Source organism: Actinomadura sp. KC345 (assembly GCF_004348515.1).
Classification (GTDB): domain Bacteria; phylum Actinomycetota; class Actinomycetes; order Streptosporangiales; family Streptosporangiaceae; genus Spirillospora.
Genome location: NZ_SMKH01000004.1, coordinates 25,849 through 51,659 on the forward strand (window position 1 = coordinate 25,849; position 25,811 = coordinate 51,659).

Here is a 25,811-nt window from a genome sequence, read left to right on the forward strand (position 1 = left end):
GTGGGGCGGTGGGGCGTCCGTGCTCAGCCGACGGCGGAGTCGCAGCTGGACGCGGCTTCGGTGATCCGGGTGTCGATGAGGTCGGCGGAGTCGAGCGGCTCCTCGTACTCCAGCTCGCCCCGCTTGAGGGAGAACGCCTGCAGGTCGTCCGCGAACTTCTCCGTTCCGTCCATCGAGAACTCGGGCTGGAAGACGAGGAGCGCCGATTCCTTGATCGTGGACTCGTCGACCTCCTCGGCCGCCGCGAGCAGCCGCACCGTCTCGGGGTCCTTGCGGTAGTCGCCGTCGAGGTACTTCGCGGTGACCTGGCTGAGCACCTGGGTGAACTTGACGGCGACCTCGGGCCGGTCGAGGAGCGTCCGGCCGGCCATGATGGCGGTGCCGGTCACGCCCGGTTCGTAGCCCGCGATCGGGACGAGGTCGGGGTTCTTGGCGGCCTCGACCTCCAGCGGAGCCGAGATCCAGGCGGCCGAGACCGCGCCGTTCGCGAGTCCGTTCAGGGCGTCGGGGCCGACCAGCGGCGACGAGAGCTTGACGTCGTTGATGCCCAGGCCCGTCTTCTTCAGCGCGTTGTCGAGGATCAGGCCGCTCACGCCGGTGCCGCCGGTGGGCGTGGCGACGTCGGCGCCCTTGAGCTTGGAGAGGTCGGGGGAGGTGGCGCTGCCGACGACGTCCTTGCGGGACCAGTAGCCGGGCACCGGGGTGCCGGCCGGGATCTTCTGCTGCTTGTCCATCGGCACGATCCAGCGGACGTCGACCCCGTCCTTCAGCGTGTTGAAGTGGGCCGAGCTCAGCGAGGTCATCTGCGCGTCGAGCTGGCCGCGGGCGACCAGCGGCAGCGATTCGGCGCTCGGGATCTTCTCGATCTCGACGTCGATGCCGGCCTTGCCGAACGCCCCGGTCTCGATCCCGAGCAGGAGCGGCGCGAACACGGCCAGCGGGGAGCTCATGCCGATCTTGATCGTGCCCTTGGTGTCCGCGGTCGGGCAGATCTCCGACGCCGACTTCTTGTCCGACCCGGTGTCGCCGCTCTGGGGGTTGGCGCAGGCGGTCAGGGTCCCCGACAGCACCAGCAGTGCGGACGCGGCGGCGGTCGCCGTACGGGCGGGAAGTCGCGACATCGTGGCACATCTCCTTGTTCCATCGTTCATTTCTTCCAATGGAATTTTATTCCACTGTATGCAATCCTGTGACCACGATCACTGGTCTGTCAAGACCTGCGCCGACGTTCGGCCCGCATTCGCCCAGGAGGAGATCACTTGTGAGCGACGCCCACGACACCACGCCCCCGCCCGCGGCGGCCGACGCGCACGAGGCACCCGGGGTGCTCGTCGAGGACCGGGAGGGCGTGCTGGTCATCACGCTCGACCGGCCGCACGCGAAGAACGCCATGACCCAGGCCATGGCGCGGCTCATCGCCGCCGCGCTCGACCGGCTCGACGACGAACCGGACCTGCGCCTCGCCGTGATCACCGGCAGCGGAGGCAGCTTCTGCGCGGGCATGGACCTCAAGGGCTTCCTGCGCGGCGAGCGGCCGAGCGTCCCGGGACGCGGCTTCGGCGGCGTGACGGAGGCACCGCCCCGCAAGCCGCTCATCGCCGCGGTGGAGGGGTGGGCGCTGGCCGGCGGCTTCGAGCTCGTGCTCGCCTGCGACCTGGTCGTGGCGGCGTCGACGGCGCGGTTCGGCATCCCCGAGGTGAAGCGCGGCCTGGTCGCCGCGGCCGGCGGCCTGCACCGCCTGCCGGACCGGCTGCCCGAGGTCGTCGCCATGGAGCTGGCGCTGACCGGCGACCCGGTGGGCGCCGAGCGGTTGCACGCCCTCGGCCTGGTCAGCACGCTGACGGACGAGGGAGGAGCGCTCGACGCCGCGCTCGGCCTCGCCCGGACGATCGCCGCCAACGGGCCGCTGGCGGTCGCCGCGAGCAAGCGGATCATCGTCGAGTCCCGCGCGTGGCCCCGCGAGGAGCGGTTCGCCCGCCAGCGTCCGTACGTCGACGAGGTGTTCGCCTCGGACGACGCGCAGGAGGGCGCCCGCGCCTTCACCGAGAAGCGGCCGGCCGACTGGACCGGCCGCTGAGCGCTAGGCTGCCGCCGTGGAGCTCCACCAGCTGCGGGCGTTCCTGAGCGTCCGCGACACCGGCAGCGCGACGGCCGCCGCGGCGCGGCTCGGCGTCCGGCAGTCGACGGTGTCGGCCGCGGTCCGCGCCCTGGAGCAGGAGCTCGCGGCACAGCTGTTCCACCGCGTCGGCCGCGGGATGTCGCCGACGCCCGCCGGGCACGCCCTGGTCGGGCCGGCGCGCCGGATCCTGCGCGACTGCGAGCAGGCCGGGGAGACCCTGGCCGCACGCGGCAGGGGCGGCCGGCTGGAGCTCGCGGCGCTGTCGACCGTGGTCAGCGGCCCGTTCTCCTCGCTCGTCTCGGCGTGGCTCGGCACCGCGCCGGGACGCGCGATCCGGGTGCGCGACCTCGACCGCGAGGACGCGGTGGCCGAGGTCCTGACCGGCGGCACCGTGGAGATCGTCTGCACCCGGCTGCCCGTGTCCCCGCCGGTGGACGACGCGCTGACCGTGCTGCCCATCGGCTCGTGGGGGTGGCAGGTCGCCTTCCCCCCGCGGGCCGGGGACGTCCCGGACGAGCGGGTCACGATGCGGGAGCTGTCCGCCGTGCCGACCGTGCTCGTCGCGGCGGGCCGCAACTCGGCCCTGGAGCGCGCCACGGCCCGGACCCCCCTGTCGGCCGCCGTGGTCGCCGACCAGCGCGAGGCCCGGACCTCGCTGATGCTGGCCGGGGTGGGCGCCACGATCGTCGGCCCTCGGCTCGCCGCGGACGCGGCGGCCGCCGGCGCGCACGTGCGGCCGCTGGAGCCGCCGTTCACCCAGTCGGTCGGGCTGGTCTTCGACCCGGTCCGCCTCTCACCGGTCGCGCGGGGGTTCGTCGCGGCCGCGGGCGAGCTCGACGAGGGCGGCGCCGGCCGGTGACAGCGCCTGCTCGCGCCAGATCAGGGAGACGTCCCGCCACAGCGGCGGGTCCAGGGAGCGGAGTGCCGCCCAGGGCATGACGGCGTTCGCCGTGTCCCGGCCGACGAACGTCGCGACCGTTCCGTCCCTGACCAGTTCCCACAGCATCGCCCGGTGGGCGCACCGGGCCCGGACGCGGCCCGCCATCGACGCCGCGGCCGCCGCGGCGGCGCTCGCGGAGTCGAGGTCGGCGGGAACCACGCCGAGGTCGAGGCCCGCGACGCGCGCCCGCGCGACCGGGTCCGGCAGTCCCGCGGCGAACCCGGGGCTCGCCGCCAGCACGATCTCCTCGGCGCCGAGGTCGCACCGGCCCCATCCCGCGTCCGGGGGCGGGACGTCGGCCACGCCCAGCTCGGCCTCGCCCGAGCGCACCCGGTCGAAAATCCCGGCCGCGGTGCTCGCGTCCCGGACGTGGACTTCGAGGCCGGGATGCCGCCCGCGCAGCGCCGCGACGAGCGGGGTCAGCGGATGCACCGCGAGCGTGGTCGACGTCGCGACGACCAGCCGCCCGACCTCCAGGTCGCTGACCTGCCGGACCCGTTCCCGGGCGCCGTCGGCCTCGGCGATCACCTGGCGCGCCAGGGAGACCAGCCGCGCGCCGTCGGCCGTGGGGACGGCGCGCCGCCCGGACCGGTCGAAGAGCCGCACGCCCAGCTCGTCCTCAAGCTGCCGCATCGCCAGGGAGAGGGACGGCTGGCTCACGAAGAGTGCCCGCGCGGCCTGGGTCATACCGCCCTCGTCGACGACCGCGACGAAGTAGCGCAGCGTCCGGAGGTCCATGGGCGCTCACCCTAGCCGGACATAGGAGACACCGATGGGACCTGCGAACAAGAGGTCTTTGCGCATATGCCTCCCGCCCGGCGAAGGTGGGAAGCCGAGACATCCCGTACCGCGCACGCGACTCGCAGAACAGCGGAGCATCCATGACCGAACGTCACGTCACCGTCGAGCGGAGGGGCCGCGTCGGCCTGGCCTTCCTGGACCGCCCGGACCGCCGCAACTCCTACACCCCGCTGATGGCCCTCCAGCTCCAGGAGGCGCTGGTCGCCTTCGACGCCGACCCGGAGGTGTCGGTGATCGTGGTGAGCGGGCGCGGCGGGCACTTCGGCGTCGGCGCGGACCTCGACATGAACTGGCGCGACGAGAACACCCACGGCGTCGAGACCCTGACCGAGCCGGAGAAGGCGCCGTGGAACCTGAGCACGCCGATCATCGCGGCAATCAACGGCGACGCGATCGGCGTGAGCCTCACCTGGGCGATGCAGGCCGACATCCGCGTCGTGGCCGACTCGGCCCGCCTGGCCTTCTCCTTCAACCGCGTCGGCATCATGCCCGACCGCGGCTCGACCTGGCTCCTTCCCCGGCTGGCGGGGTTCGGCGTCGCGATGGACCTGCTGCTGACCGGCCGCACGATCGACGGCGCCGAGTTCGAGCGGCGCGGCCTGGCGACCCACCTCGCCGCGCCGGAGGACGTCCTCGACGTCGCCGTCGGCCTCGCGGCCGACATGGCCGAGCGCTGCGCGCCGGTGTCGATGACGGCGACCAAGCGGCTCATGTACGAGTTCCTGGAGTCGACCGACCGGGTCGCGGCGTACAACCGCGAGCGCCGCACCCTGACCTGGATCCGCACCTGCGGCGAGACCCTGCGGGGCATCGCGGCCTTCAAGCAGAAGCGCGCGCCCGAGTGGGGCACCACCAAGCACACCCGCGTCCCGGCGGAGCTCCGATGAGCGCGGACGCGCCGGGCCGGCCCGGCCCGGCGGTCCCCGACCTGCGCCCCCTGCTCTCCCCCGCCACCGTCGCCGTGATCGGCGGCACCTCGCGGGAGTCGGGTCTCGGCGCCCGCACCCTGCGGCACCTGCGCGACGCGCGGTTCGGGGGCGAGGTGCTGACGCCCGGCCCGCGGGACGGCCTCGACCGGGACGTGGACGTCGCGCTGCTCTGCGTGCCGGCCGCGGCGGCACAGGAGGTGCTCGACCGGATCGACGGGCGCGCCGCGTTCGCGGTCGTGTTCGCCTCCGGCTTCGAGGAGACCGGCGGCGGCTCGCTGACCACCATCCGGGGCACCGTCGTCCTGGGCCCGAACACCGTCGGGCTCTACCACGCGCCCGACCGCGCGCTGCTGACCTTCGCCCAGGCCTTCGACAGCCTCGTCGACTGCCGGCACGGGAGCGGCGCGTTCCTCGTGTCCCAGAGCGGCGCGTTCGGCGCCCGCGTCGTCACGGCGGCCGCCCGGTACGGCCTCCACCTCGACGGCTTCATCGGCAGCGGCAACGAGGTCCACCTGGACGCCTGCACCCTGGCCCGGGGCGTCCTCGACGCGGCCGAGCCCCGCGTCCTCATGCTGTACCTGGAGGGGGTCCGCGACGCCGGCGCGCTGCAGGCGCTGCTGGCCGACGCGGAGCGCCGCGGCGTGCCGGTCGTGTGCCTGCTCGGCGGCCTCTCCGAGGCCGGCTCCACCGCGGCCGCCTCCCACACCGCGGCGGTGAGCGCGGACGCCGCGGTGACCCGCGAGCTGTTCGAGGCGTACGGTGCCGCGCTCGCCGGCTCCGACCGCGAGCTCGTGCTCGCCGGGCTCGGCCTCTCCCTGATGGGCCGCGCGGCCGGGCGGCGTGCCGGCATCGTGACGGGCTCCGGCGGAGCCGGCGTCGTCGCCGCCGACCTGCTCAGCGGCGCCGGCCTCGAGGTCCCGGTCCTCAGCGCCGGCCTCCGGGAGCGCCTGATGGCACACCTGCCGGACATCGCCTCCCCGCGCAACCCCGTCGACGTGACCGCGCAGACGATCGGCGACGACGCGACGCTCGGGAAGGTCTGCACGACGCTGCGCGAGAGCGGCGAGGTCGATCTCGTCGTCGTGATCGGCCGCGAGGACCAGGCCGCCGCCGCGGGCGCGCACGCCGGCGCCGTGCCGCCCACGGCCGTGGCCGTGCTCGACCGGGAACCGGCCGACGTCAGACCGCGCATCGAGGGCGGCGAGGTCGTCCTCCCCGACCTCGACTCGGCGTGCCGGGTCCTCGCGTCCTGCGCGCCGCCGAGGTGGAGCGGGACCGCCGGGCCGCGGCCGGTCGCCGCCGACCCCGGCCGCGCGGGCTCCCCCGGCTCCCTGGGCTCCGACCCGACCGCGTCCGAGAGCCTCCGGCTCGTCGCCGGCGCCGGTGTGGCGGTGGCCGGCTGGGGCGCCGCGGCCACGGCCGCCGAGGTGACGGCGCTCGGCGACGATCTCGGCTGGCCGGTCGTCCTCAAGTCCGACGTCGCGGCCGGCGTCCACAAGGCACGCGCCGGCGGGGTCCGGCTCGACGTCACCGCGGCCAATGCTCCCGAGGCCGCCGCCGAGCTCCTCGCAAGCGGTGTCCCGCTCATCGTGGCGCGCCAGCTCCGCACGTCGATGGAGCTGTTCGCCGGCGTCCGGCGCGATCCCCAGTGGGGGCTGGTCGTGTCGGCGGGCCTCGGCGGCGCCCACGTCGAGCTGCTGGACCGTACGGTCGCCATGCCGGCGGCCCTCGGAGCCGAGCACTTCGCCCGCAGGCTCGCGGCCGAGCTGTTCGGCCGCGTGCCGGGACGGTACGGCGGACTGGCGGCGGGGCTGGCCGAGGCGGCGTTCGCCCTCGCCGGCCTCGCCGGCCGCACCGGTGCCGCGCTCGTCGAGTGCAACCCGCTCGGGGTGGTCGACGGCCGGATCGTCGCCCTGGACGCCAGGGTCGTGCGATGAGCGCCGCGGCGCGGCTCGAGGAGCTGCTGCGGCGGGTGCTGCCCGCGCGCTGGAGCGAGCTGGTCGACGGCGGCGACCGCGAGGGGCTGGCCGACTACCTCGCCGGGCTCGACGCCGGCCTGACCGCCGATCTCGTCCGCACCCTCGCGGCCGACGGCTGGCTCGTCCCGGAGTGGCCGGCCCGCCTGGGCGGACGCGCGCTGCCCGCGGACGAGGCGGTCGACGTCCGCCGGACCCTCGCCCGCTGGCGGGTGGGGACGGTGGACAGCGCCATCGGCACGGGCTGGGTCGGACCCGCGATCCTCAGGTTCGCCGACGACGGCGTCGCCGCCGAGCTGCTCCCCCCGATCGCCCGCAACGAGGTGCTCTGGTGCCAGCTCTTCAGCGAGCCGGAGGCCGGTTCCGACCTGGCCTCGGTCCGGACCCGCGCCCGCCGCGACGGCGACGGGTGGCGCCTCACGGGCCGCAAGACGTGGACCAGCCGCGCCGACCGGGCCGGCTGGGGCCTCGCGGTCGCCCGCACCGACATCGACGTGCCCAAGCACGCCGGGCTGACCTGCTTCCTCGTGGACCTCTCCACGCCAGGCGTCCAGGTCCGGCCGATCCTCCAGATGACCGGCGACGCGGAGTTCTTCGAGGTCACCCTCGACGACGTCGTGGTGCCCGACCGGTACCGCCTGGGCGGACCCGGCCAGGGCTGGGAGATCGTGCGCGCGGTGCTCCAGCTGGAGCGCGTGGCCGGTTCGGGGGCGGGCGCCGCCACCCCCGGCTCCGTCGTCGGCCGCACCGTCGACGAACTCGTCGCCGAACGCCTGCCGGGAGCCGACCCGGTGCAGGCCGACGCGGTCGTGCGCCTGTACGTCGAGTCCCAGGCGATCGCGCTGAACAACCGGCGCAACGCCCTCCACCGTTCGGAGGGGCTGCCTCCGGTGGCGAACGGCACGCCGTACAACAAGGTCCTGCAGGCCGAGCACACCAAGCGCCTCCAGCGCGGCATCCTCGGCGGCTCCGGCCTCGGCGCGGTGGCCCACGCCCCCGGCGACCGCGCCCGCTCGTACGACGCCTGGGCCTTCCTGCGCGTGCAGCCGAAGACCATCGCCGGCGGCACCTCGGAGGTGCTCCGCGACCAGATCGCCGAGCGCGCCCTCGGCATGCCGCGCGGAGCGGACCCGAGCAGGACCGTCTCCTGGCGCGAGTTCACCGGCTCCCAGGGAGGGAACGCATGAAACTGGCGTCCAGCGAGCAGAGGGACTTCGCCGAGAGCGTCGGCGCCCTGCTGCGCAAGCGGGACCCGCTGGAGCGGCTGCGCCGCGCGCCGGGGCCCCGGAGGTTCGACGCCGGGCTCTGGTCCGAGCTGGTGGCCAACGGGCTCCTCGAACCGGCCGGAGCGGGGGACGTGGTCACCGCGTGCCTGGTCGCCGAGGCCCTGGGCCGGGCCGCCGCTCCCCTGCCGTTCCTGAGCGCCTCGGTCGCGGACGCCCTCGTCGTCCCGGCCGGCGGCGAGGTCACCGGCCTGGCCACCTACGGGCTGACGGCCGAGGACGGCACCTGGTCCGCCCCCGCGCTCTCGATCCGCGACGGCCTGGTCCACGGCACCCTTCCGTTCGTGCCGGACGGGGACGTCGCCGACGTCGTCGTGGCGGCCGTGGAGGCGCCGGAAGGCCGCCGGCTCGCGCTGGTACGGACGAGCGACGCCACCGTCGAGCCGCTGGAGAGCCTCGACGCCACCCAGCCGCTCGCCCGGGTGGTCTGCCGGGCCTGCCCCGCCACGCCGCTGCCGGCCTGCGGCGCCGAGCTGGCCTCGGTGATCGCGGAGGCGCGCCTGCTCGCGCTGGCCCTGCACGGCGCGACGCTGCTGGGACTGGCGACCTGGCTGCTCGACACCACCGTCGAGTACACCGCCCAGAGGGTCCAGTTCGGCATGCCGATCGCCGGCAGGCAGGCCGTCAAGCACCGGTGCGCGAGCATGCTGGTCCAGGTCGAGTCCATGCGTTCGATGGTGCTGGAGCTGGCGGACGCCCTGGAGACCGGCGCCGGCGACCGCGCCCTCGTCGCCGCGACCACGATGGCCTGGACGACGGAGGCGGCCGAGGAGGTCGCCGGCGGGGCCCTCCACCTGCACGGCGGCATCGGCTTCACCTGGGAGCACGACCTGCACCACTACTTCAAGCGCTGCACCGTCGGCGCCCTGCTGCTGGGCACGGCCGCCCACCACCGTGCGCAGGTCGCGGCCGCACTCACCGGGGTGACTCCGCAATCCGATTCGACTGAGTAAAACCTTGGTAGGCTCTTGGGGGACCGTCCCAGAGATCCAGGAGATTCAGGAGGCCGAGCGGTGGCCGAGGGTTCGATCGCACGGACGCTGCGGGTGCTCGAAGCCGTCTGCGACCACGGTCCGCAGACGCTCAAGGTGCTCAGCGAGCGGACCGAGCTGGCGCCTCCGACACTGCTGCGGATCCTCCGGCTGATGGCGGACGAGGGCTATGTCGCGCAGCAGGCCGACCGGACCTGGCGCGGGACGATGCTGGTCTGGCGGCTCGGCTGCGCGGTCAACACGTCGGTCGGCCTCTTGGCGATCTCCCGCGAGCACACCGACCGGCTGACCGCCGAGCTGGACGAGACCTCGGTCTACGCCGTGTACGAGCAGGGCTCGGTGACCTACGCGGCCCACTCGGAGCCGATCAAGCCGGTCCGGGCGCATGTGCGCCTCGGCCAGCGCTACCGGCTCCTCGCGGTCACCACCGGCCAGGCAGTGCTGGCGCAGCTCGACGAGCAGGCCGTCGAGCAGGCCCTCGCCGAGCAGGCCGAGAGCGGCGACCCCCGCGACCCCGGGCAGGTCGAGGCCGTGCTGGCGGAGATCCGGCGGCGCGGCTACGCGGCCGGCCCGGGGGTGCGCTGGCCCGACCTGTGGGGGTGCGCCGCGCCCGTCTTCGACGCCACCGGACACGTCGTCGGCGCCCTCGGCGTGTCCATCCCGACCACGCGGGCCGAGGAGATCAGCGGCCAGGCCGCCGCAGCCCTGCTGCAGGAGGCGGAGGCGATGAGCACCCGCCTCGGCCGACCGGCCGTCGTCCGCGAGGTCTGACCGGGCACGACGCACCGAGCCCCTGCCGCGCCGTCCGAGGACGGCGCGGCAGGGGCTTTCACGTGGCGCTCTCCTCCACGTCAGGTCACGTCAGGTCAGGTCAGCTGGAGCGTCCGGGCGATGATGCCCTTCATCACCTCGCTGGTCCCGCCGTAGATGCGGGCGACCCTCGCGTCGGCGTACATCCGGCAGATGTCCTGCTCCCAGACGTAGCCGTAGCCGCCGTGCATCTGGAGGCAGGCATCGGCCACACGGCCGTGGAGCTCGGTGCAGAACAGCTTGACCTGGGCCGCCGCCGCCGGGGCGAGCTCGCGCCGCTCGTGCCGGGCCATGGCCTGGTCGACCAGTGCCTGGCCGGCCGCGATCTGCGCGGCGTGGTCGGCGAGGACGAACCTGGTGTTCTGGAACCCGCCGAGCTGCCGGCCGAACACCTCCCTGTCGCGCACGTAGTCGCAGGTCAGGTCCAGCGCCGCGAGGGCCTGGGCCTGCGAGTTGACCGCGATGGACAGCCGCTCCTGAGCCAGGTGGGAGGACAGGTAGCCGAACGCCCGGCCCTCCTCGCCGAGCACGTTGGCCGCGGGTACGCGCACGTCGTCGAAGAACAGCTCGGTCGTGTCCTGCGCCTTGAGGCCGAGCTTGTCGAGCTTCGCGCCGCGGGTGAAGCCCGGCATGCCCGCCTCGACCACGACGATCGTCAGCCCGGCGCGGCGGTCGTCGTCGGACGACGAGGAGCGGGCGACCACGAGGACCAGGTCCGACTGCGCGCCGCCGGTGATGAAGGTCTTCGCACCGTTGAGGATCCAGTCGGAGCCGTCCCGGCGCAGCGTGGTGCGCATGCCGGCCAGGTCGGAGCCCGTGCCCGGCTCGGTCATGGCGATCGACGTCATCAGCTCGCCGCTCGCCATCCCGGGGAGCCAGCGGGCCCTCTGCTCATCGGTCGCGAGGGACAGCACGTACGGCGTGACCACGTCGGTGTGGACGCGCAGGGAGCCCAGGGTCACCCGCTCGTAGGCGACCCGCTCGGTCGCGACGCAGTTGAACAGGAAGCCGTCCTGGCCGCCGCCCCCGTACTCCTCCGGGATCTGCAGGCCGGCCAGGCCGAGCCTTCCGGCGGCGCGGTAGACGTCCCGGTCCACCATCCCCGCCGCCTCGAACTCGGCGACGCGCGGCGCCACGTCGTTGCACAGGAAGGCTCCGACCATGTCGCCGAAGTCCCGGTGCTCGGCACCGTAGACCGCACGGTCCAGCTGGGGCCGCAGAGCCATGTCACTTCCTCCGCTGGCTGCCGCTGACGCCGAGCATCTGGGCGCCGAGCACGTTGCGCATCACCTCGGGCGTCCCGCCGCCCATCACGAGGCCGCGCCCGTCGCGGAAGTAGCGCTCCACCGGCCACCGGCGCGAGTAGCCGCGGGCGCCGTGGACGCCGATGGCCGTGTTGGTGACCCGCTGCACCATCTCGCTGCTGTGGAGCTTGGCCAGGAGGGTCTCCGTCTGGTCCGGGAAGCCCCCGTCCCCGCTGCGGGCGGCCCGCCACACCAGCATGCGCGACACGTGCACGTCCAGCGCCATGTCGGCGATCTTCCATTGAAGTCCCTGGAAATCCGCGAGCGGGCGGCCGAACTGGCGGCGGGCGTTGAGGTGGCCGATGCTCGCGTCGAGCGCGGCCTGGCCGAGACCCGTGCACATGGCGGCGTTGCCGCACCGCTCGGGGTTGAACTGGTTGACGAGGATCCCGGTGCCCCTCTTGGAGCGCTCCTCGGGCATGACCAGGACGTCCTCCGGGTCGATGCGCACGTTGTCGAAATGCACCATGCACTCGGCGACGCCCCGGATCCCCATCTTCGGGTCGATGTGGAACTCGCCCATCCCGTCGGGCCGCCCGGTGAGCACCACGGCGCCGATGCCGTAGGGGCCGGAGGTCCCGGCCAGGCGGGCGAACACGATGATGGTGTCGGCGACGTGGCCACCGGTGATCCAGCACTTGGTGCCGGTCAACCGGAACCCGTCGCCGTCCGGAGCCAGCGTGGCCCTCATGTCGGTGCCGGCGCTGCCGGCGGCCGGCTCGCTCATGGCGATCGCGAAGTGGTTCGTGCCGTCGGCCACCCCGGGGAGCAGCCGGTTCCTCATCTCGTCGGTGCCGAGCACGTTGATCGCGCGCCACGGGCCGTTCAGGAACGGCTGGACCGACATCGCGGTGCTCAGGCAGGCGCGGGCCAGTTCCTCCACCACGATGCACCCCTCGAGCAGGCTCTCGCCCTGCCCGCCGTACCGCTTCGGAACCGTGAGGCCGACGAGGCCGGTCTCCAGGACGGCCTCGAAGGTCTTGCGCGGGAACTCCTCGGTCTCGTCCCAGTGGGCGGCCATCGGACGGAGCTCGCGGACGGCCACCTCGCGGGCCAGTTCCCGGATCTCGCGCTGACGCGGCGTGAGCTCGGCCCACAGGCCGTCATACGTCGGCTCGGGGTCGAGCGCGGCCGGGTCCCAGACGTCGCGGGCGGCGTCGAACATCGGCTCCTGCCCTGACAGGCCGTCCCCCGTCGGGGGGCCGGCTGCGGGAGTCGTGGCGTCGATGCTCATGGAAGGTCGCCTTTCAGAGGGAGGGAGCGGTGACTCGTTCGGCGTCATCGGGGGGCCATCCGGATCGCGCCGTCGAGCCGGATCGTCTCGCCGTTGAGCATGGGGTTGGCGAGGATGTGGGCGGCCAGGGAGGCGAAGTCCGCGGGGTCGCCCAGGCGCGCGGGGTGCGGGATCGATGCGGCCAGGCGGCCTCGGACCTCCTCCGGCACGCGGGACAGGATCGGGGTGTCGAACAGGCCCGGTGCGATCGTGTTGACGCGGACGTGGTTGCGGGCCAGATCCCGGGCTGCGACGAGGGTCATGCCGACCACGCCGGCCTTGGAGGCGGCGTACGGCAGCTGCCCGATCTGCCCCTCCCAGGCCGCGACCGAGGCGGTGAGCACGCACGCGCCGCGCTCGCCGTCGGGCAGGTCGTCGAGGGCGACCATCGCCGCCGCCGCGTGCCGCAGCACGTTGAAGGACCCGACCAGGTTGGTCTCGATCACGCTCTGGAACCGCTCCATGGAGCCCGGCGCGCCGTCCTTCTCGACCACCCGGACGGGCCCGCCGTGGCCGGCGCAGTGCACGAGCGCGCGGAGCTCGCCGAGTTCGGCCGCGGCCGCCACGGCCGCGGCGACCTGGTCGGAGTCGGTGACGTCGGCCGCGGCGAACCGCACCTGCCCTTCGGCGGTCCCGCCGAGGTCCGCGGCGACGCGCTCGCCGTCGCCGCCCTCCAGGTCGAGGAGGACGACGTGCGCCCCGGCGGCGGCCAGCTGCCGCGCGGTCGCCCGGCCCAGGCCGGACGCCGCTCCGGTGACGAGTGCCGCCTTGCCCCGGATGTCCATTCGTTGTGCCCTTCGTGTCGTCGGCGGCGGTGCGCCGTCAGATGATCCGTTCGAGGACGGTCGCGTTCGCGAGGCCGCCGGCCTCGCACATGGTCTGGAGGCCGCGGGTGCCGCCGGTCTGCTCCAGGTGGTTCAGGAGCGTGACGAAGATGCGGCATCCGCTCGCGCCGAGCGGGTGGCCGAGCGCGATCGCGCCGCCGCGCGGGTTCAGGCGGGCGAGGTCGGCTCCGAACTCCCTGGCCCAGGCGAGCGGGACGGAGGCGAACGCCTCGTTGACCTCGAACGCGTCGAAGTCGCCGAGCCCGAGGCCGGTGCGCTCCAGGATCCGCCGGGTCGCCGGGATGGGGCCGGTCAGCATCATCGCGGGGTCGTCGCCGACGACCGACGAGCCGGTGATCCGAGCGCGCGGGGTGAGGCCGAGCCGCCCGGCCCTCTCCGCGCTCATCAGCAGCACGGCCGCCGCGCCGTCGGTGAGCTGGGAGCTGTTCCCCGCGGTGACCGACCAGGTGCGGCCCGGCAGGAGGTCGGCGTACTCCTCGGACTCGAAGACGGCCTTGAGCCCGGCGAGCGCCTCGGCCGTCGTGGACGGGCGGATGGTCTCGTCGCCGGTCACCGTCGCGCCGCCGGGGAGGGTGACCGGGACGATCTCGTCGTCGAAGCCGCCGGACTCGGCCGTGGCCTGCGCCCGCCGGTGGGAGGCTTCGGAGAGCCGGTCCTGCTCCTCGCGGGTGATGCCCCAGGTCTCGGCGACCCTTTCGGCGGCGACGCCCTGCGGGACGAGGCGGAAGCGCTCGGCGACCCCGGGCCCCCAGGGGTCCTGCCCGATGCGGGCGCTCCCCATCGGGACGCGGCTCATCGACTCGACCCCCGCGGCGATGACGACGTCGTGCAGGCCCGTGGCGATGCCCTGCGCGGCGAACTCGATCGCCTGCTGCCCCGAGCCGCACTTGCGCTCGACCGTGGTGGACGGGACGTGGACGGGAAGGCCCGCGGACAGCCAGGCCATCCGGCCGGGCGTCGCGGACTGCTCTCCCGCCTGGCTGACGCAGCCCACGATGACGTCGCCGACGATGCCCGGGTCGATGGACGTCCGCGAGAGGAGGTGGGTGAGGGTCTGGGCGAGGAGCTCGACGGGGTGGAGGCCGCTCAGCGCACCCCCCGGCTTGCCCTTGCCCATCGGGGTGCGGCACCCGTCGACGATGACGACGTCGCGAAGCTCGGCCACGGCTCAGGCCCCCCGTCCGCCGACGGCGGCCCTGCGCGCCGGGCGCTGGTCGAAGGAGCGCCCGAGCAGCTCGGAGGCGATGCGGGTGCGCTGGATGTTGGGGGTGCCGCCGGCGAGCGCCCAGCCGTGCGCGTCCCTGTGCAGCCGCTCCAGGCCGTACTCCTCGGTGTAGCCGTTCGCGCCGTGCAGCATCATCGCCATGTCGGTGACGCGCTTGGCCATCTCGTTGGCGGCGCACTTGGCGAGCGAGACGTGCAGGGTGCTCGGGGCGCCGGCGTCGAGCCCGGCCACCGCGCGGTCGCGGAGCATGCGCACCGACTCGACCTCCAGGAGCATGTCCGCGAGGCCGACCTGGACCGACTGGAACTCCGCGATGGGCCGGCCGAACTGCTCGCGCTCCTGGACGTAGGCGATGGTCTTGTCCAGCGCGGCCTGCCCCAGGGCGAGGCTCATCGTGGTGTTGCCCAGCCGTTCGATGGAGAACATCGAGAAGAGGTCGCGGAAGCCGTCGGGGGGCCGGGCGACGATGTTCTCGACCGGGACCTGCACGTCGTCGAGGATCACGTCCGCGGACGGCAGGCCCCGGAAGCCCATCAGCCGCTCGCGGGCCCCGAACGAGACGCCCTCGCGGTCGGCCTCGACGATCACGGCTCCGATGCCCTTGGCGCCCGGCGTGTCGTCCATCCGGCAGTAGACGAGGTAGCGGTCGGCGTCCCCGCCGTTGGAGATCCAGCGCTTCAGGCCGCGCACCACGACGGTGTCGCCTCTGATCTCCGCGCGGGTGACCATGTCGGTGGCGGCCGATCCGGCGTCCGGCTCGGAGATGCCGATGGCCATCGCGTTGTCCCCGCTGACCACGCCGGGCAGGAACCGCCGCTTCTGCTCCTCGGTGCCGAGCCGCACCAGGTGCTGCGCCGGCCCGACGTTGGCCTCGAAGACCTGGAAGGCCGCCGGGGGCCATACCTTGGCCAGCTCCTCCACCACGGCCAGGGCTTCGGCGAACGTCCCTCCGGCGCCCCCGTACTCCTCGGGGAGGGCGATGCCCAGCCATCCGAGGGACCCCAGGTAGCGCCGCTCGTCATGGGTGAGGGCGGTCCGGTCCCGGTCCCACTGCTCGGCGTGGGGGGCGTATCGCTTCTCCGCGACCTGGCGGGCGACCTCCCGCAGCTCGGACACGTCGGTCGGCTGCGCGGCGGGGGCCGGGTCGGCGGGCTTCGGCTCACGTGGTGTGGTCATGCGCTGTGCTGCTTTCCCGTCTGCGGGGAGCGCAGGACCTCGCCGGCGCTCGTCGCCGAGCGCCCGCGGGGCCTGCATGGTGGATGAGATGTGCGTTTGCGGTGGCCGTCCGGGTCAGCGGCTCTGGGCGTACTCGCTGTCCGCCCAGCGCGTCATCCGGGAGCCGAGCGCCCCGACCAGTCCGCTGAACAGGACGCCGACGATCGAGATGGTCACGATGCCGACGTACATCCGGTCGGGGACGAAGACCTGCCAGGCGTGCCAGGTGTAGTAGCCGAGTCCCTCGTGGGCGTTGACGAACTCGACGGCGATGACCAGCAGCATGGAGATGCCCGAGGCGAGTTTGAGGCTGGAGACGATCTGCGGCGTGATCGCCGGGACGATCACCCAGCGGAACCGCCGGCCGGGCGACAGGCCGTAGGACCGCGCGACCTCGTGGAACGCGGTGGGGATCATCATCGCCGCGGACAGCGTCGTGAACGCGACGATGTAGAACGTGCCGAGCGAGATGAAGACCAGCTTCGGCACCTCGCCGAGCCCGAAGAGGAGCAGGAACAGCGGCAGCAGCGCCAGCTTCGGGATGACGTAGAGCGCGCGGATCAGGGGTTCGAGCATCCAGCGCAGCACCTTCACCTGGCTCATCAGGAGGCCGATGAGGATTCCGGCCAGCGACCCGACGACGTAGCCGGTCAGCAGCCGGAAGATGGTGATCTTGAGCTCGGACCAGAGCAGTCCGCTCGCCAGGTCCTCCTGCGCCTTCGCCGCCACCGCGCTCGGCTGGCTGAAGAAGCGCGCGTCGATCCAGCCCGAGCGGGCCGAGATCTCCCAGGCGGCGAGCACGCCGACCGGGAGCACGAGGCCGAGCAGCAGCCGCAGGACGCCGTCGCGCCTCGCCTGGGACGCCGTCGACCGCTGCTTGGAGTCGGGCCGGCGCTCGACCCAGCCGCCCTCGTTCCGGGAGACGCCCCGGTCCATCTGCACGGTCATCGGACGGCCTCCTCCATCGTCTCGACGTCGTCTTTGAGGTCGGCCCAGAGGTCCTCCTCCAGCCGGCCGAACTCCGGGTCCTTCCTCAGCCGCGCCGTCCGCGGGCGCGCGAACGGGACGTCGACGATGCGGCGCACGCGTCCCGGCCGGGCCGACATCAGGGCGATCCGGTCGGAGAGGAGGATCGCCTCGTCGAGGTTGTGGGTGACGAAGAAGACCGTGTGGTTGTGCTCGCGGACGATGGCGAGGAGCTCCTCCTGGAGCACCTTGCGCAGCTGCGCGTCGAGCGCCGCGAAGGGCTCGTCCATCAGCAGGATCTCGGGCTCGACGACGAACGCGCGCGCCAGCGCGACGCGCTGCTTCATGCCCCCGGACAGGTTGCCCGGAAGAACCTTCTCGAACCCGGCGAGGCCGACCCGCTCGATCCACTCCTGCGAGCGGCGGCGCGCCTCGGCGCGGTCCACCCCGGCGGCGTCGAGCCCCAGGCGCACGTTCGCCTCGACCGTGCGCCAGGGAAAGATCGAGTACTCCTGGAACACCGGGGCGACGAGCGGCCGGTCCCGGTGCTCGTGGTGGATCCGGACGACTCCGTCCGTGGGCTTCTGCAACCCGGCGAGCACCCGCAGCAGCGTCGACTTCCCGCAGCCGGACGGCCCGGCGACCGAGAGGAACTCGCCGCGCGCGACGGTCAGGTCGACGTCGTCGAGGGCGACGACGTCCTCCCGTCCGCGACGGCGGTACCGGTAGGACACCCCCTCGACGCGGATCTTGTCAGCGATCGGCGCAACGTCCCCCGTCGGGGGCGACTCGGAGCGCACGGCCTCAGTCATTGGGCCCCTCTCAGCATCGTCACGAACGGCCGGCGTCGTCACGACCACACTTGATTCTATTCAGTGGAATCTAATTCCTCTGATATGAATCATGTGTGCGATCCGCGGCCGTGTCAAGGGCGACCACCCACCGGAAGGGCCGACGGAGAGGCCCGACGGAAAGGAACGCCCATGCGCCTGTGCGCCAACTGGCTCCCGCTCTCCCCCGGCCTGACCCGGGAGGTGGCCGCCCGGTGCGAGTCGGCCGGCCTGTGGGGCATCGGGATCGGCGACTCCCCCAACTACGGTGAGCTCTACTCCGCCTGCACCGACGCGCTCGGCGCGACGTCCTCGCTGGTCGTGAGCACCAGTGTGACCAACCCCGTGACCCGGCACTGGTCGGTGCACGCCAGCGCCGTGCGGGCCCTGACCTCCGCCCACCCCGGCCGGTTCCGCCTCGGGTTCGGCCGAGGCGACTCGGCCGTGCGCACCTTCGGCCTCCGGCCCGCCTCCCTGGCCGGCCTGGAGGAGTTCGGGCGCTCGGTGGCCGATTCCGCGCGGGCGTCCGGCGTCGCCCCCTTCCTGCTCGTCGCGGCCAGCGGTCCCGCGACCGCGCGCACCGCGGGGCGCGTGGCCGACGGCGTCATCGCCGGCGTCGGCGCCGACCCGGTCGCCCTCCGCACGATCCGCGACCGCGCGCACGCCGCCCGCGGCGCCGGTGCCGCTCCGCCGGAGGTCTGGGCGTCGGTGCGGATCGCCATCGGACGCGACGACGACGAGGTGCGCGGGCTTCGGCGGCGCCTCGTCCCGCGCGCGGTGAGCGCCTCGCACTTCGCCTTCGCGTCGACCTTCGAGGGGAAGAACGTGCCCGAGGAGTACGCCGGCGTGCTGGCCGAGCGCTACTCGGGCTACGACTACGGCTCGCACGGCCGTTCCGGAGCCACCTCGAACGCGACGATGTTCGCGGACCGGCCCGACATCGAGGACTACCTGCTCGACCGCTTCGCCGTCGTGGGACGCGCGGACGACTGCCGGGCCCGGCTGGAGGACCTCTCGGCGCACGTCGACGGCATCTACCTGTCCCTGCTCTTCGAGGACGCACTGCCCCAGATCGACCTGATCGGCGGGATGCTCGCATAGGCGTGCTCGCATAGGCGTGCTCGCATAGGCAGGGCGCTCCCCCGGGTTCGGCGGCAGGTCTTGGCCGGCGAGCGCCACGGCCCCCTTGAATGGCGGCGTGAAGCAGGAGAGCAGTCCCGGCGACGAGGTCCGGCTGGCCTTCGAGGGCTCCGTGGCCACCATCACGATCGACCGCCCGGCCGTCCGCAACGCGATGGACCGGGACGCGTGGACCGTCCTGGCCGGGCACCTGGAGGCGGTGACCCGGTCGGAGGCGCGCGTGCTGGTGCTGACCGGAGCGGGCGGGCACTTCGGGACCGCGTTCTCCCGCCGCGGGCTCTCGCTCGACACCGGATCGTCGTGGCTGCTTCCCCGGGTGGTCGGCCTGCAGACGGCCAAGCGGCTCGCCTACCTGGCCGAGACGCTCGACGCGCGGGAGGCCCACCGGCTCGGCCTGGTGACCTGGCTCGTCCCGCCGAACGAGGCCGGCCCGCTCACCGACGACCTGGCGCTGCGCCTCGCCGCGGCCCCGCCCGTCGCCGTACGGCTCGACAAGGAACTGCTCAACCACTCCCACGAGCGGTCGTTCCGGGAGGCCGTCGCGGCCGAGAACACCGCCCAGGTGGTCAACATCGGGACCGACTCCCCGACCGCCCGGGAGGCGCTCGCCCAGGGCGAACGCCCCGCCTTCACCGGCCGCTGGCGCGGCTGACCCCGCCCGAGCAACCAAGGAGACACGCGATGCCGACGTCGGCCCAGCAAGAGTCGACCCACCACGAGTCGATCTACCACGAGTCGATCTACCACGAGGAGCACGAGGCCTTCCGGCGGTCGGTGCGGGCCTTCCTCGCGAAGGAGGTCGTCCCGCACTTCCCCGAATGGGAGGCCGCAGGGTGCGTTCCGCACGAGCTCTACCAGAGGCTCGGGGACCTCGGGATGCTCGGCCTCCGCGTGCCGGCGGAGTACGGCGGCGGCGGGGAGGGCGGCTTCCTCTACTCGTCGGTGTGGTCGGAGGAGTGCGCCAGGGCGGGCGTCTCGCTCGGCGGCGCGGCGACGCACATGAACCTCGTCATCCCCTACATCCTGCGCGAGGGGACCGAGGAGCAGAAGCGGCGCTGGCTGCCCGACATGGCCGCGGGACGGAGGATGGGCGCCATCGCGATGACCGAGCCCGGCACCGGCTCGGACCTGGCCGGCATCCGCACGACGGCACGGCTCGAAGGCGGCCACTGGGTGCTGTCCGGCGGCAAGACGTTCATCACCGGCGGCATCAACGCCGACCTGGTGGTCGTCGTGGCGCGCACCAGCGAGCACGCCGACCGCCGGGCCGGCCTGTCCCTCCTCGTCGTCGACGCCGACAGCGAGGGCTTCGGCCGGGGCCGCAACCTGGAGAAGATCGGGCTCAAGGCCACCGACACGGCCGAGCTCTTCTTCGACGACGTCGCCGTCCCCGCGGACCACCTCCTCGGCGAGGAGGGCCAGGCGTTCCGCTACCTCGCGCACAACCTGGTCCAGGAGCGGCTCGGCATCGCCCTCGGCTCCCAGGTCTCGGCCGAGAAGGCACTGCGGATCACGCTCTCCTACGTCAAGGACCGCACGGCGTTCGGTCAGCCGGTGTCGTCCTTCCAGAACACGAAGTTCAAGCTCGCCTCCTGCCATGTGGAGGTGACCGCCGGGCGCGCCCTGCTGGACCGGGCCATGCGCGCGCACGAGGCGGGCCGGCTCACCGCCGCCGAGGCGTCCGCGGTCAAGGTCTACTGCACCGAGACGCAGAACCGGGTGATCGACCGGTGCCTGCAGCTGCACGGCGGGTACGGGTTCATGCGGGAGTACGAGATCGCCCGGATGTTCACCGACGCGCGCATCTCCCGGATCTACGGCGGCACCAACGAGGTCCAACGCGTCATCATCGCCAAGTCGCTGGGACTGTAGTTTCGGCCGGGTAAGCGCAGGCGGGCAGGGAGGTCGGTCATCGAGCTGCAGCAGCTCCGCTACTTCGTCGCGGTCGCCGAGGCGCGGAGCATCAGCGGCGCGGGGACGGCGCTCGACGTGACCCAGTCGACCGTCTCCCAGTCGGTGCACGCACTGGAGAAGGAGCTCGGCGCGCTCCTGTTCCACCGGACCGGCCGGGGCATGACGCTGACCTCGGCCGGTCACGGCCTCCTCGGTCCCGCGCGCAGGATCCTGCGGGAGACCCGGCAGGCCGAGGCCGCGGTCTCCGCCGAACCGCGCCGCAGCGCGCCGAGGCTCGACATCGCGGTCCTGCCGCCGGCGCTCAACGGCCCGCTGGCCGAGGTCCTCGCGGCGTTCCTGCGGGCGAACCCGGAGACGGTCGCGCACGTCCGGGAACTCGGCTCGGAGCAGGAGGCCGCGGAGGTCCTCGCCTCCGGCACGGCGGAGATCGTCGCGACCCGCCTCCCGCTCGACGCCGGGCGCGCCGGCGACCGGCTCGCGACGTTGCCGCTCGGCGCGTACGACGTCTACGTCGTCCATCCCCCGGGCTCCGGGGAGGAACCGGCCGCCGCCGGCCGGGAGCCGCCGATCGGCCTCGCCGAGCTGCACGACGTACCGCTCGTCCTGATGCCGCCGCGTCCGGTCCTGTCCGCCGGCATGGCGGCGATGGTCGAGGAGAGCGCCCCGCACCTCGTCCGGCGGGCGGTCGTCGGGCAGCAGGAGACCCGTACCGCCTGGATGCTGGAGGGCATCGCGGCGACGCTGCTCGGTTCGCGCCGGGCTGCGGAGGCGGCGCGGTCCGGAGCACGCCTGGCCCCGTTGCGCGGAGCCACCGACCTCACGGTCGGCCTGGCCTGGGATCCCCGGACGACATCGCCGGTGGCCCGCCTCTTCGTGGCCTCCGCGTACGCGGCGACAACGCGATCTCCAGCAGCGCCCGGGCCGCCGGCGTCAGCCGCTCCGGACGATGGGCCAGCCCGACCCGGCGGAACACCGGCGGATCCAGGGATCTGAGCTCCGCGTCCGGGAGGAGCCGCTCGGCGACGGCGCGCGAGACGAAGGTGACCAGGACGTCCTGGGCCACGAGCTCCCACAGCAGGCGGCGCTGCGCACTGCGCAGCCGCGGCTCCCCCAGGACCTCGGCCATGGTCCGCTCGCTGGCCGTCCGGCCGCCGGACGCCCGCGCGAGCGCCCCCGACGGCAGGTCCCGGACCAGCGAGCGCGGCAGCGGGTCCGGGAGTCCCTCGGCCAGGCCGGGGCCGGCCGCGATGACCAGCTCCTCCCGCGCCAGCTCGACCGTCTGGAGCGAGGCCCTGTGGACGGGCAGCTCGACCAGGCCGATCTCGGCCGCGCCGTCCGTGATCTCGGCCAGCACCGCCGGGACGGAACCGGGCTCGCCGACATGCACCCGCAGGCCCGGCCGGGCGTCCAGCAGGCGCTTCACCCAGGGGCCGAGCGGGTGGATCGCCAGGGTCGAGGCCGCCGCGACGGTGAGGCGTCCGGCGTCGAGCCGCGCCACCCGGTCGACCCGGACCCGCGCCTCCTCGACCTCGGCGAGGACGGACCGGGCCCGAACCTCGAGTTCACGGCCGGCGTCGGTGAGCCGCAGGCCCCGCCCGACACGCTCGAACAGGCTGACCCCGAGGCGCTGCTCCAGGGTCCGCAGCGCCTGCGAGACCGACGGCTGCGCGACGTACAGCGCCTCCGCGGCACGGGTGACGCCGCCGTGGTCGATGATCGCCACGAAGAACCGGAGCAGCCGCAGGTCCACGCTCCCACGGTAGCCGCGTCCCCCCGGCCGACCCGCGGCCGACCCATAGGCTCCGGCAATCGCGGCCACCGGGATCAGGTCTTTGTCACCGGTCGCGACCGGCCGGAAGAGTGCGGCCATGACCCGCGACTCCGTTGCCGCCGCGTCCCGGCACGGCGGCGAGAGGACCACTCCCTGATGACCACTGCGCTCTCCACCGACGGATCCTGCTCCGGCCGGGTCGCCATCGTGACCGGCGCCGGTCGCGGCCTCGGCGCCGAGTACGCCCGCCGCCTCGCCCGCGCGGGCGCCGCCGTCGTCGTGAACGACCTGGGGGTCGCCCTCGACGGTGAGGCCGACGGCACGGCGCCCGCGGACGCGGTGGCCGCCGAGATCCGCGCGGCCGGCGGTCGGGCCGTCGCCAGCGCCCACGACGTCTCGGCCTGGGAAGGGGCGGCGCAGCTCGTCGGGCTGGCCGCCGACACCTTCGGCGACCTCGACATCCTGGTCAACAACGCCGGAGTTCTGCGCGACCGGACGATCGCCCGCATGACGGAGGCCGAGTGGGACTCGGTGATCCAGGTGCACCTCAAGGGCACCTTCGCCACCACCCACCACGCCGCGAAGCACTGGCGCGAGCGCCACGGCGAGCGTCCCGGGCGCGTCGGACGCCTGATCAACACGACCTCCGTCTCCGGCCTCTTCGGCAACGCCGGCCAGGCCAACTACGCGGCGGCCAAGGCCGGCATCGCCGCCATGACGATCGTCGCCTCCCTCGAACTGGGCCGCTACGGCGTCACCGCGAACTGCGTCTCGCCGGGCGCCGCGACGCGGATGACCGCCGCGCTCGGCGGCGACCGCGACCCCGGCGACCCGTCCCGCTCCCCCGGCTTCCCCGCCGCGGTGGTCGAGTGGCTCGCGTCGCGGCGCTCCGACGGCGTGACCGGCCGGGTGTTCCTGACCTCCGGCAGGCGCCTGTCGGTGGCCGCGGGCTGGGAGCACGGCACCCCCGCCGCGCCGAGCGAGGACCTCACCGAACTCGACGCGACGCTGCGCGGACTCCTCGCGACGGCCCGCCCCAACGCCGGCATGCGGGGCTGAGCCGATGCTCGACCGCACCTCCGTGGGCGCCCGCTCGGCGCCGTACACCCGCGCGTGGACGTCGGACGACGCGCTCCTCTACTCGCTCGCGCTGGGCGCCGGCCCCGACCAGCTCGATCTGGTCACCGAGAACTCCGAGGGCGTGGCCCAGCGGATGCTGCCGACGTACGCCGCCCTGCTCGCCGGCGGCAGCCGGCCGCTGCGCGACCGGCTCGGCGACTGGCCCTCCCACGCCACCGTCCACGGCGCGCAGCGGGTCGCGCTCCCCGGCCCGCTGCCCGTCGCCGGCGAGGTCGAGGTCGTCTCGACCGTGGCGCGCATCGCCGACAAGGGCTCCGGCGCCCTGGTGGAGATCGAGGCCGCCGGCACGGACCGCGCCACGGGCTCCGCGGTGTTCTCCGCGCTGACGTCGCTCTTCCTGCGCGGCCAGGGTTGGGGCGAGCCGGAGCGCGGCACGGAGGGCGACCCGGTGCCCGACCGCGAACCCGACCTCGTCGCCGAGGCGCCGACGGACCCGGGCCAGGCGCTCCTCTACCGCCTGTGCGGCGACCGCAACCCCCTGCACAGCGACCCCGCGTTCGCGCGGCGCGCCGGGTTCGAGCGGCCGATCCTGCACGGGCTGTGCACCTGGGGCGTCGCCGCCCGGATCCTGCTCCGCGAGCTGGGCGCGGCCGGTCATGCCGACCCGCTGGGCCGGGTGGCGTCGTACTCCGGGCGGTTCCGGGCGCCGGTCGTCCCGGGAGACAGGCTCACGGTCCGCGCCTGGCGGACCGGGCCGGACACCTGGGCGCACACGACCTCGGTCGGCGCGCGTACCGTCGTCGACCGCGGCGAGCTGGCGCTGCACCCGCGGGCGGCCGGATGAGCGGCGAGCCCAGGCCGGTCCCGCGGCCGACGCCCGAGACGCTGCCCTACTGGGAGGCGGCGCGGCGCCGCGAGCTGGTGCACCACCGCTGCGACGGCTGCGGTACCGGTTCGCAGCACCCGCGGGCGATCTGCGCCTGCGGTTCGACGGACCTGACCTGGACCCCGTGCAGCGGGCGCGGGCGGCTGTACTCCTACGTCATCGTGCACCGGCCCGAGCCGCCCTTCGCCGACGAGGCCCCCTTCGTCCTGGCCATCGTGGAGCTTGAGGAAGGCGTCCGGATGACCACCCGCATCGTGGACGTGCCCGCCGACCCGTCGGCCCTCCCCCTCGACATGGACGTCGAGCTCCGCTGGATCGAGCGCGAGGACGTGAACCTTCCGGTGTTCGCGCCGGCCCGGCCGGAGGGAGCGTGATGGACGCGATCATCGTCGGCGCCGCCGAGACCGACGTGCTCGGCCGCAACCCCGGCCAGTCCGTGCTGGGGCTGAACGTCGAAGGCGGGCTGCGGGCGCTCGCCGACGCCGGCCTGGAACCGGCCCAGATCGACGGCGTCGCCGGCGCCTACTCGCCCCACGGCGTCGCCCACGCGCTCGGGATCACGCCTCGCTGGGTCGACTCCACCAACGTGGGCGGCTGCTCCTTCCTCATGCACGTGCGCCACGCCGCCGCGGCGATCGCCGCGGGGCACGCCACCCGGGTGCTGGTCACCCACGGCGAGTCCGGCCGGTCGCGCACCGGCACCGTGCCGCGGCCGCGGGACCCCCGGTCGTGGACCGGCCAGTTCGAGGAGCCGTACGGCGCCCGGCCGCCGTACACCCGTTTCACCCTCCCCGCCTTGCGCCACCTCCACGACAACGGTCTCGACGAGACCGCTCTGGCGCAGGTCGTCGTCGCGCAGCGCCGCTGGTCCTCCCGGGTCCCGCGGGCCGGGCGGCGGGATTTGGTGACCGTCGGCGACGTACTGGCGGCGCCGGCCCTCGCGTGGCCGTTCACCGTCCCCATGGTCTGCATGCTGACCGACGGCGGCGGCGGACTGGTGGTCACCGCGTCCCGGCACGCCACGGCGGAGCAGCTCCGGCGGTCCGTGAGGGTGCTCGGGACGGGCGAGGGCTCCGATCCCCTCCTGGTGGCCCAGGCGCCCGACCCGGCCGGGGACTCCGCGGCCCGGCGCGCCGCCGACGACGCCTTCGCGGAGGCGCGGATCGGGCGGTCCGAGATCGGCCACGTCATGGTGTACGACGCCTTCGCGCACCTGCCGCTGATCGGGCTGGAGTGCCTCGGGCTGGCGGCGGCGGGCGAGGCGGCCGAGCTGGTCGCCGCCGGAGAGACCTCGCCGGGCGGCTCCCTCCCGCTCAACACCAACGGAGGCGGCCTCGCCTACACCCACACCGGGATGTACGGCATGTTCGCCATCCAGGAGGCCGTCCGCCAGCTGCGCCACGAGGCCGCGGCCCAGGTGCCAGGGGTGAGCACGAGCGCCGTCCTCGGGTACGGCGGGATGTTCACGGCCTCCTCCGTCCTCCTCCTCGTGCGAGACTGAGACCACTGCGG

At 74.2% G+C, this 25,811-nt stretch carries 24 protein-coding genes and 1 pseudogene; 15 read left to right on the top strand and 10 right to left on the bottom strand.

The genetic code is table 11. The annotated features are described in order from the left end of the window. Positions 1-23: 23 nt before the first annotated feature. Positions 24-1,121, bottom strand: coding sequence for an ABC transporter substrate-binding protein (locus tag E1281_RS01275; protein ID WP_165958737.1), 1,098 nt, complete (start codon positions 1,119-1,121; stop codon positions 24-26). 203 nt (positions 1,122-1,324) lie between these two features. Here E1281_RS01275 and E1281_RS01280 point away from each other — a divergent pair, with 203 nt between their 5' ends. Together E1281_RS01280 and E1281_RS01285 are read left to right on the top strand one after the other, a co-directional pair. Next, on the top strand, positions 1,325-2,077 hold the full coding sequence (locus tag E1281_RS01280) for a crotonase/enoyl-CoA hydratase family protein (RefSeq protein ID WP_243716457.1): 753 nt from the start codon (positions 1,325-1,327) through the stop codon (positions 2,075-2,077). Positions 2,078-2,093: 16 nt separating this feature from the next. Continuing rightward, positions 2,094-2,978 (top strand): LysR family transcriptional regulator, encoded by an 885-nt coding sequence (locus tag E1281_RS01285; RefSeq protein WP_131875233.1) that lies wholly within the window; start codon positions 2,094-2,096, stop codon positions 2,976-2,978. Here E1281_RS01285 and E1281_RS01290 read toward each other — a convergent pair. Continuing rightward, positions 2,913-3,797: a LysR family transcriptional regulator gene (locus E1281_RS01290; RefSeq protein WP_131875234.1), complete on the bottom strand. Its 885-nt coding sequence runs from the start codon at positions 3,795-3,797 to the stop codon at positions 2,913-2,915. The genes E1281_RS01285 and E1281_RS01290 overlap by 66 nt on opposite strands. A 143-nt stretch (positions 3,798-3,940) precedes the next feature. On the opposite strand from E1281_RS01290, the gene E1281_RS01295 reads away from it, so the two are divergent. From E1281_RS01295 to E1281_RS01315, 5 genes are read left to right on the top strand one after another with little or no spacing between them, the layout of a single operon-like run. After that, positions 3,941-4,747 carry an enoyl-CoA hydratase/isomerase family protein gene (locus E1281_RS01295; RefSeq protein ID WP_131875235.1) on the top strand — a complete coding sequence of 269 codons (807 nt, stop codon included), beginning with the start codon at positions 3,941-3,943 and terminating at the stop codon, positions 4,745-4,747. Then, the gene (locus tag E1281_RS01300) at positions 4,744-6,726 is read left to right on the top strand and encodes an acetate--CoA ligase family protein (RefSeq protein ID WP_131875236.1); all 1,983 of its coding nucleotides are present in this window, start codon (positions 4,744-4,746) and stop codon (positions 6,724-6,726) included. Before E1281_RS01295 ends, E1281_RS01300 begins: the two co-directional genes overlap by 4 nt. Beyond that, a complete protein-coding gene (locus E1281_RS01305) occupies positions 6,723-7,952 on the top strand; it encodes an acyl-CoA dehydrogenase family protein (RefSeq protein ID WP_131875237.1) in 1,230 nt (409 codons plus the stop codon). Before E1281_RS01300 ends, E1281_RS01305 begins: the two co-directional genes overlap by 4 nt. Continuing rightward, complete coding sequence (locus E1281_RS01310; protein ID WP_131875238.1) at positions 7,949-9,001, top strand: acyl-CoA dehydrogenase family protein; 1,053 nt, start codon at positions 7,949-7,951, stop codon at positions 8,999-9,001. The genes E1281_RS01305 and E1281_RS01310 overlap by 4 nt, the downstream gene beginning before the upstream one ends. A gap of 60 nt (positions 9,002-9,061) precedes the next feature. Further along, positions 9,062-9,811: an IclR family transcriptional regulator gene (locus E1281_RS01315; RefSeq protein ID WP_165958738.1), complete on the top strand. Its 750-nt coding sequence runs from the start codon at positions 9,062-9,064 to the stop codon at positions 9,809-9,811. 95 nt (positions 9,812-9,906) lie between these two features. Here E1281_RS01315 and E1281_RS01320 read toward each other — a convergent pair whose 3' ends face one another. From E1281_RS01320 to E1281_RS01350, 7 genes are all read right to left on the bottom strand, one after another. Further along, the gene (locus tag E1281_RS01320; protein ID WP_131875240.1) at positions 9,907-11,076 is read right to left on the bottom strand and encodes an acyl-CoA dehydrogenase family protein; all 1,170 of its coding nucleotides are present in this window, start codon (positions 11,074-11,076) and stop codon (positions 9,907-9,909) included. Between the two features lies 1 nt (position 11,077). Continuing rightward, entirely contained in the window at positions 11,078-12,388 is a 1,311-nt protein-coding gene (locus E1281_RS01325; protein WP_165958739.1) for an acyl-CoA dehydrogenase family protein, read from the bottom strand. Between the two features lie 44 nt (positions 12,389-12,432). Continuing rightward, on the bottom strand, positions 12,433-13,212 hold the full coding sequence (locus E1281_RS01330; protein WP_131875242.1) for an SDR family NAD(P)-dependent oxidoreductase: 780 nt from the start codon (positions 13,210-13,212) through the stop codon (positions 12,433-12,435). 37 nt (positions 13,213-13,249) lie between these two features. Then, positions 13,250-14,437 (bottom strand): thiolase family protein, encoded by a 1,188-nt coding sequence (locus E1281_RS01335; protein ID WP_279433573.1) that lies wholly within the window; start codon positions 14,435-14,437, stop codon positions 13,250-13,252. A 3-nt stretch (positions 14,438-14,440) separates the two neighbouring features. Next, positions 14,441-15,673: an acyl-CoA dehydrogenase family protein gene (locus E1281_RS01340; RefSeq protein ID WP_131875243.1), complete on the bottom strand. Its 1,233-nt coding sequence runs from the start codon at positions 15,671-15,673 to the stop codon at positions 14,441-14,443. Between the two features lie 114 nt (positions 15,674-15,787). After that, entirely contained in the window at positions 15,788-16,660 is an 873-nt protein-coding gene (locus E1281_RS01345) for an ABC transporter permease (RefSeq protein WP_131875244.1), read from the bottom strand. Beyond that, entirely contained in the window at positions 16,657-17,490 is an 834-nt protein-coding gene (locus tag E1281_RS01350) for an ABC transporter ATP-binding protein (protein ID WP_131875245.1), read from the bottom strand. The genes E1281_RS01345 and E1281_RS01350 overlap by 4 nt, the downstream gene beginning before the upstream one ends. Positions 17,491-17,661: 171 nt before the next feature. Between E1281_RS01350 and E1281_RS01355 the strand changes: the two genes are divergently transcribed. The 4 genes from E1281_RS01355 (at position 17,662) to E1281_RS41645 (ending at position 21,555) form a co-directional block, all read left to right on the top strand. Further along, on the top strand, positions 17,662-18,609 hold the full coding sequence (locus tag E1281_RS01355; RefSeq protein WP_165958740.1) for an LLM class flavin-dependent oxidoreductase: 948 nt from the start codon (positions 17,662-17,664) through the stop codon (positions 18,607-18,609). A 97-nt stretch (positions 18,610-18,706) separates the two neighbouring features. After that, positions 18,707-19,300, top strand: coding sequence for an enoyl-CoA hydratase-related protein (locus E1281_RS01360; protein WP_207943034.1), 594 nt, complete (start codon positions 18,707-18,709; stop codon positions 19,298-19,300). 29 nt (positions 19,301-19,329) lie between these two features. Further along, positions 19,330-20,520, top strand: coding sequence for an acyl-CoA dehydrogenase family protein (locus E1281_RS01365; RefSeq protein WP_131875247.1), 1,191 nt, complete (start codon positions 19,330-19,332; stop codon positions 20,518-20,520). Between the two features lie 45 nt (positions 20,521-20,565). Further along, a complete protein-coding gene (locus E1281_RS41645) occupies positions 20,566-21,555 on the top strand; it encodes a LysR family transcriptional regulator (protein WP_279433574.1) in 990 nt (329 codons plus the stop codon). Here E1281_RS41645 and E1281_RS01375 read toward each other — a convergent pair. Further along, a pseudogene (locus E1281_RS01375) lies at positions 21,521-22,432 on the bottom strand (LysR family transcriptional regulator); the annotation flags it as partial. The gene E1281_RS41645 and the pseudogene E1281_RS01375 overlap by 35 nt on opposite strands. A 57-nt stretch (positions 22,433-22,489) precedes the next feature. Between E1281_RS01375 and E1281_RS01380 the strand changes: the two are divergent. Genes E1281_RS01380 through E1281_RS01395 form a run of 4 tightly spaced genes read left to right on the top strand, consistent with a single transcriptional unit; the run spans position 22,490 to position 25,800 of the window. Next, positions 22,490-23,392 carry an SDR family NAD(P)-dependent oxidoreductase gene (locus E1281_RS01380; RefSeq protein ID WP_131875250.1) on the top strand — a complete coding sequence of 301 codons (903 nt, stop codon included), beginning with the start codon at positions 22,490-22,492 and terminating at the stop codon, positions 23,390-23,392. Between the two features lie 4 nt (positions 23,393-23,396). Then, positions 23,397-24,257, top strand: a complete 861-nt coding sequence (locus E1281_RS01385) for a MaoC family dehydratase (protein WP_131875251.1) — start codon at positions 23,397-23,399, stop codon at positions 24,255-24,257. Then, a complete protein-coding gene (locus tag E1281_RS01390; RefSeq protein WP_131875252.1) occupies positions 24,254-24,673 on the top strand; it encodes a Zn-ribbon domain-containing OB-fold protein in 420 nt (139 codons plus the stop codon). The genes E1281_RS01385 and E1281_RS01390 overlap by 4 nt, the downstream gene beginning before the upstream one ends. Continuing rightward, positions 24,673-25,800: a thiolase gene (locus E1281_RS01395; protein WP_131875253.1), complete on the top strand. Its 1,128-nt coding sequence runs from the start codon at positions 24,673-24,675 to the stop codon at positions 25,798-25,800. Before E1281_RS01390 ends, E1281_RS01395 begins: the two co-directional genes overlap by 1 nt. Positions 25,801-25,811: the final 11 nt, after the last annotated feature.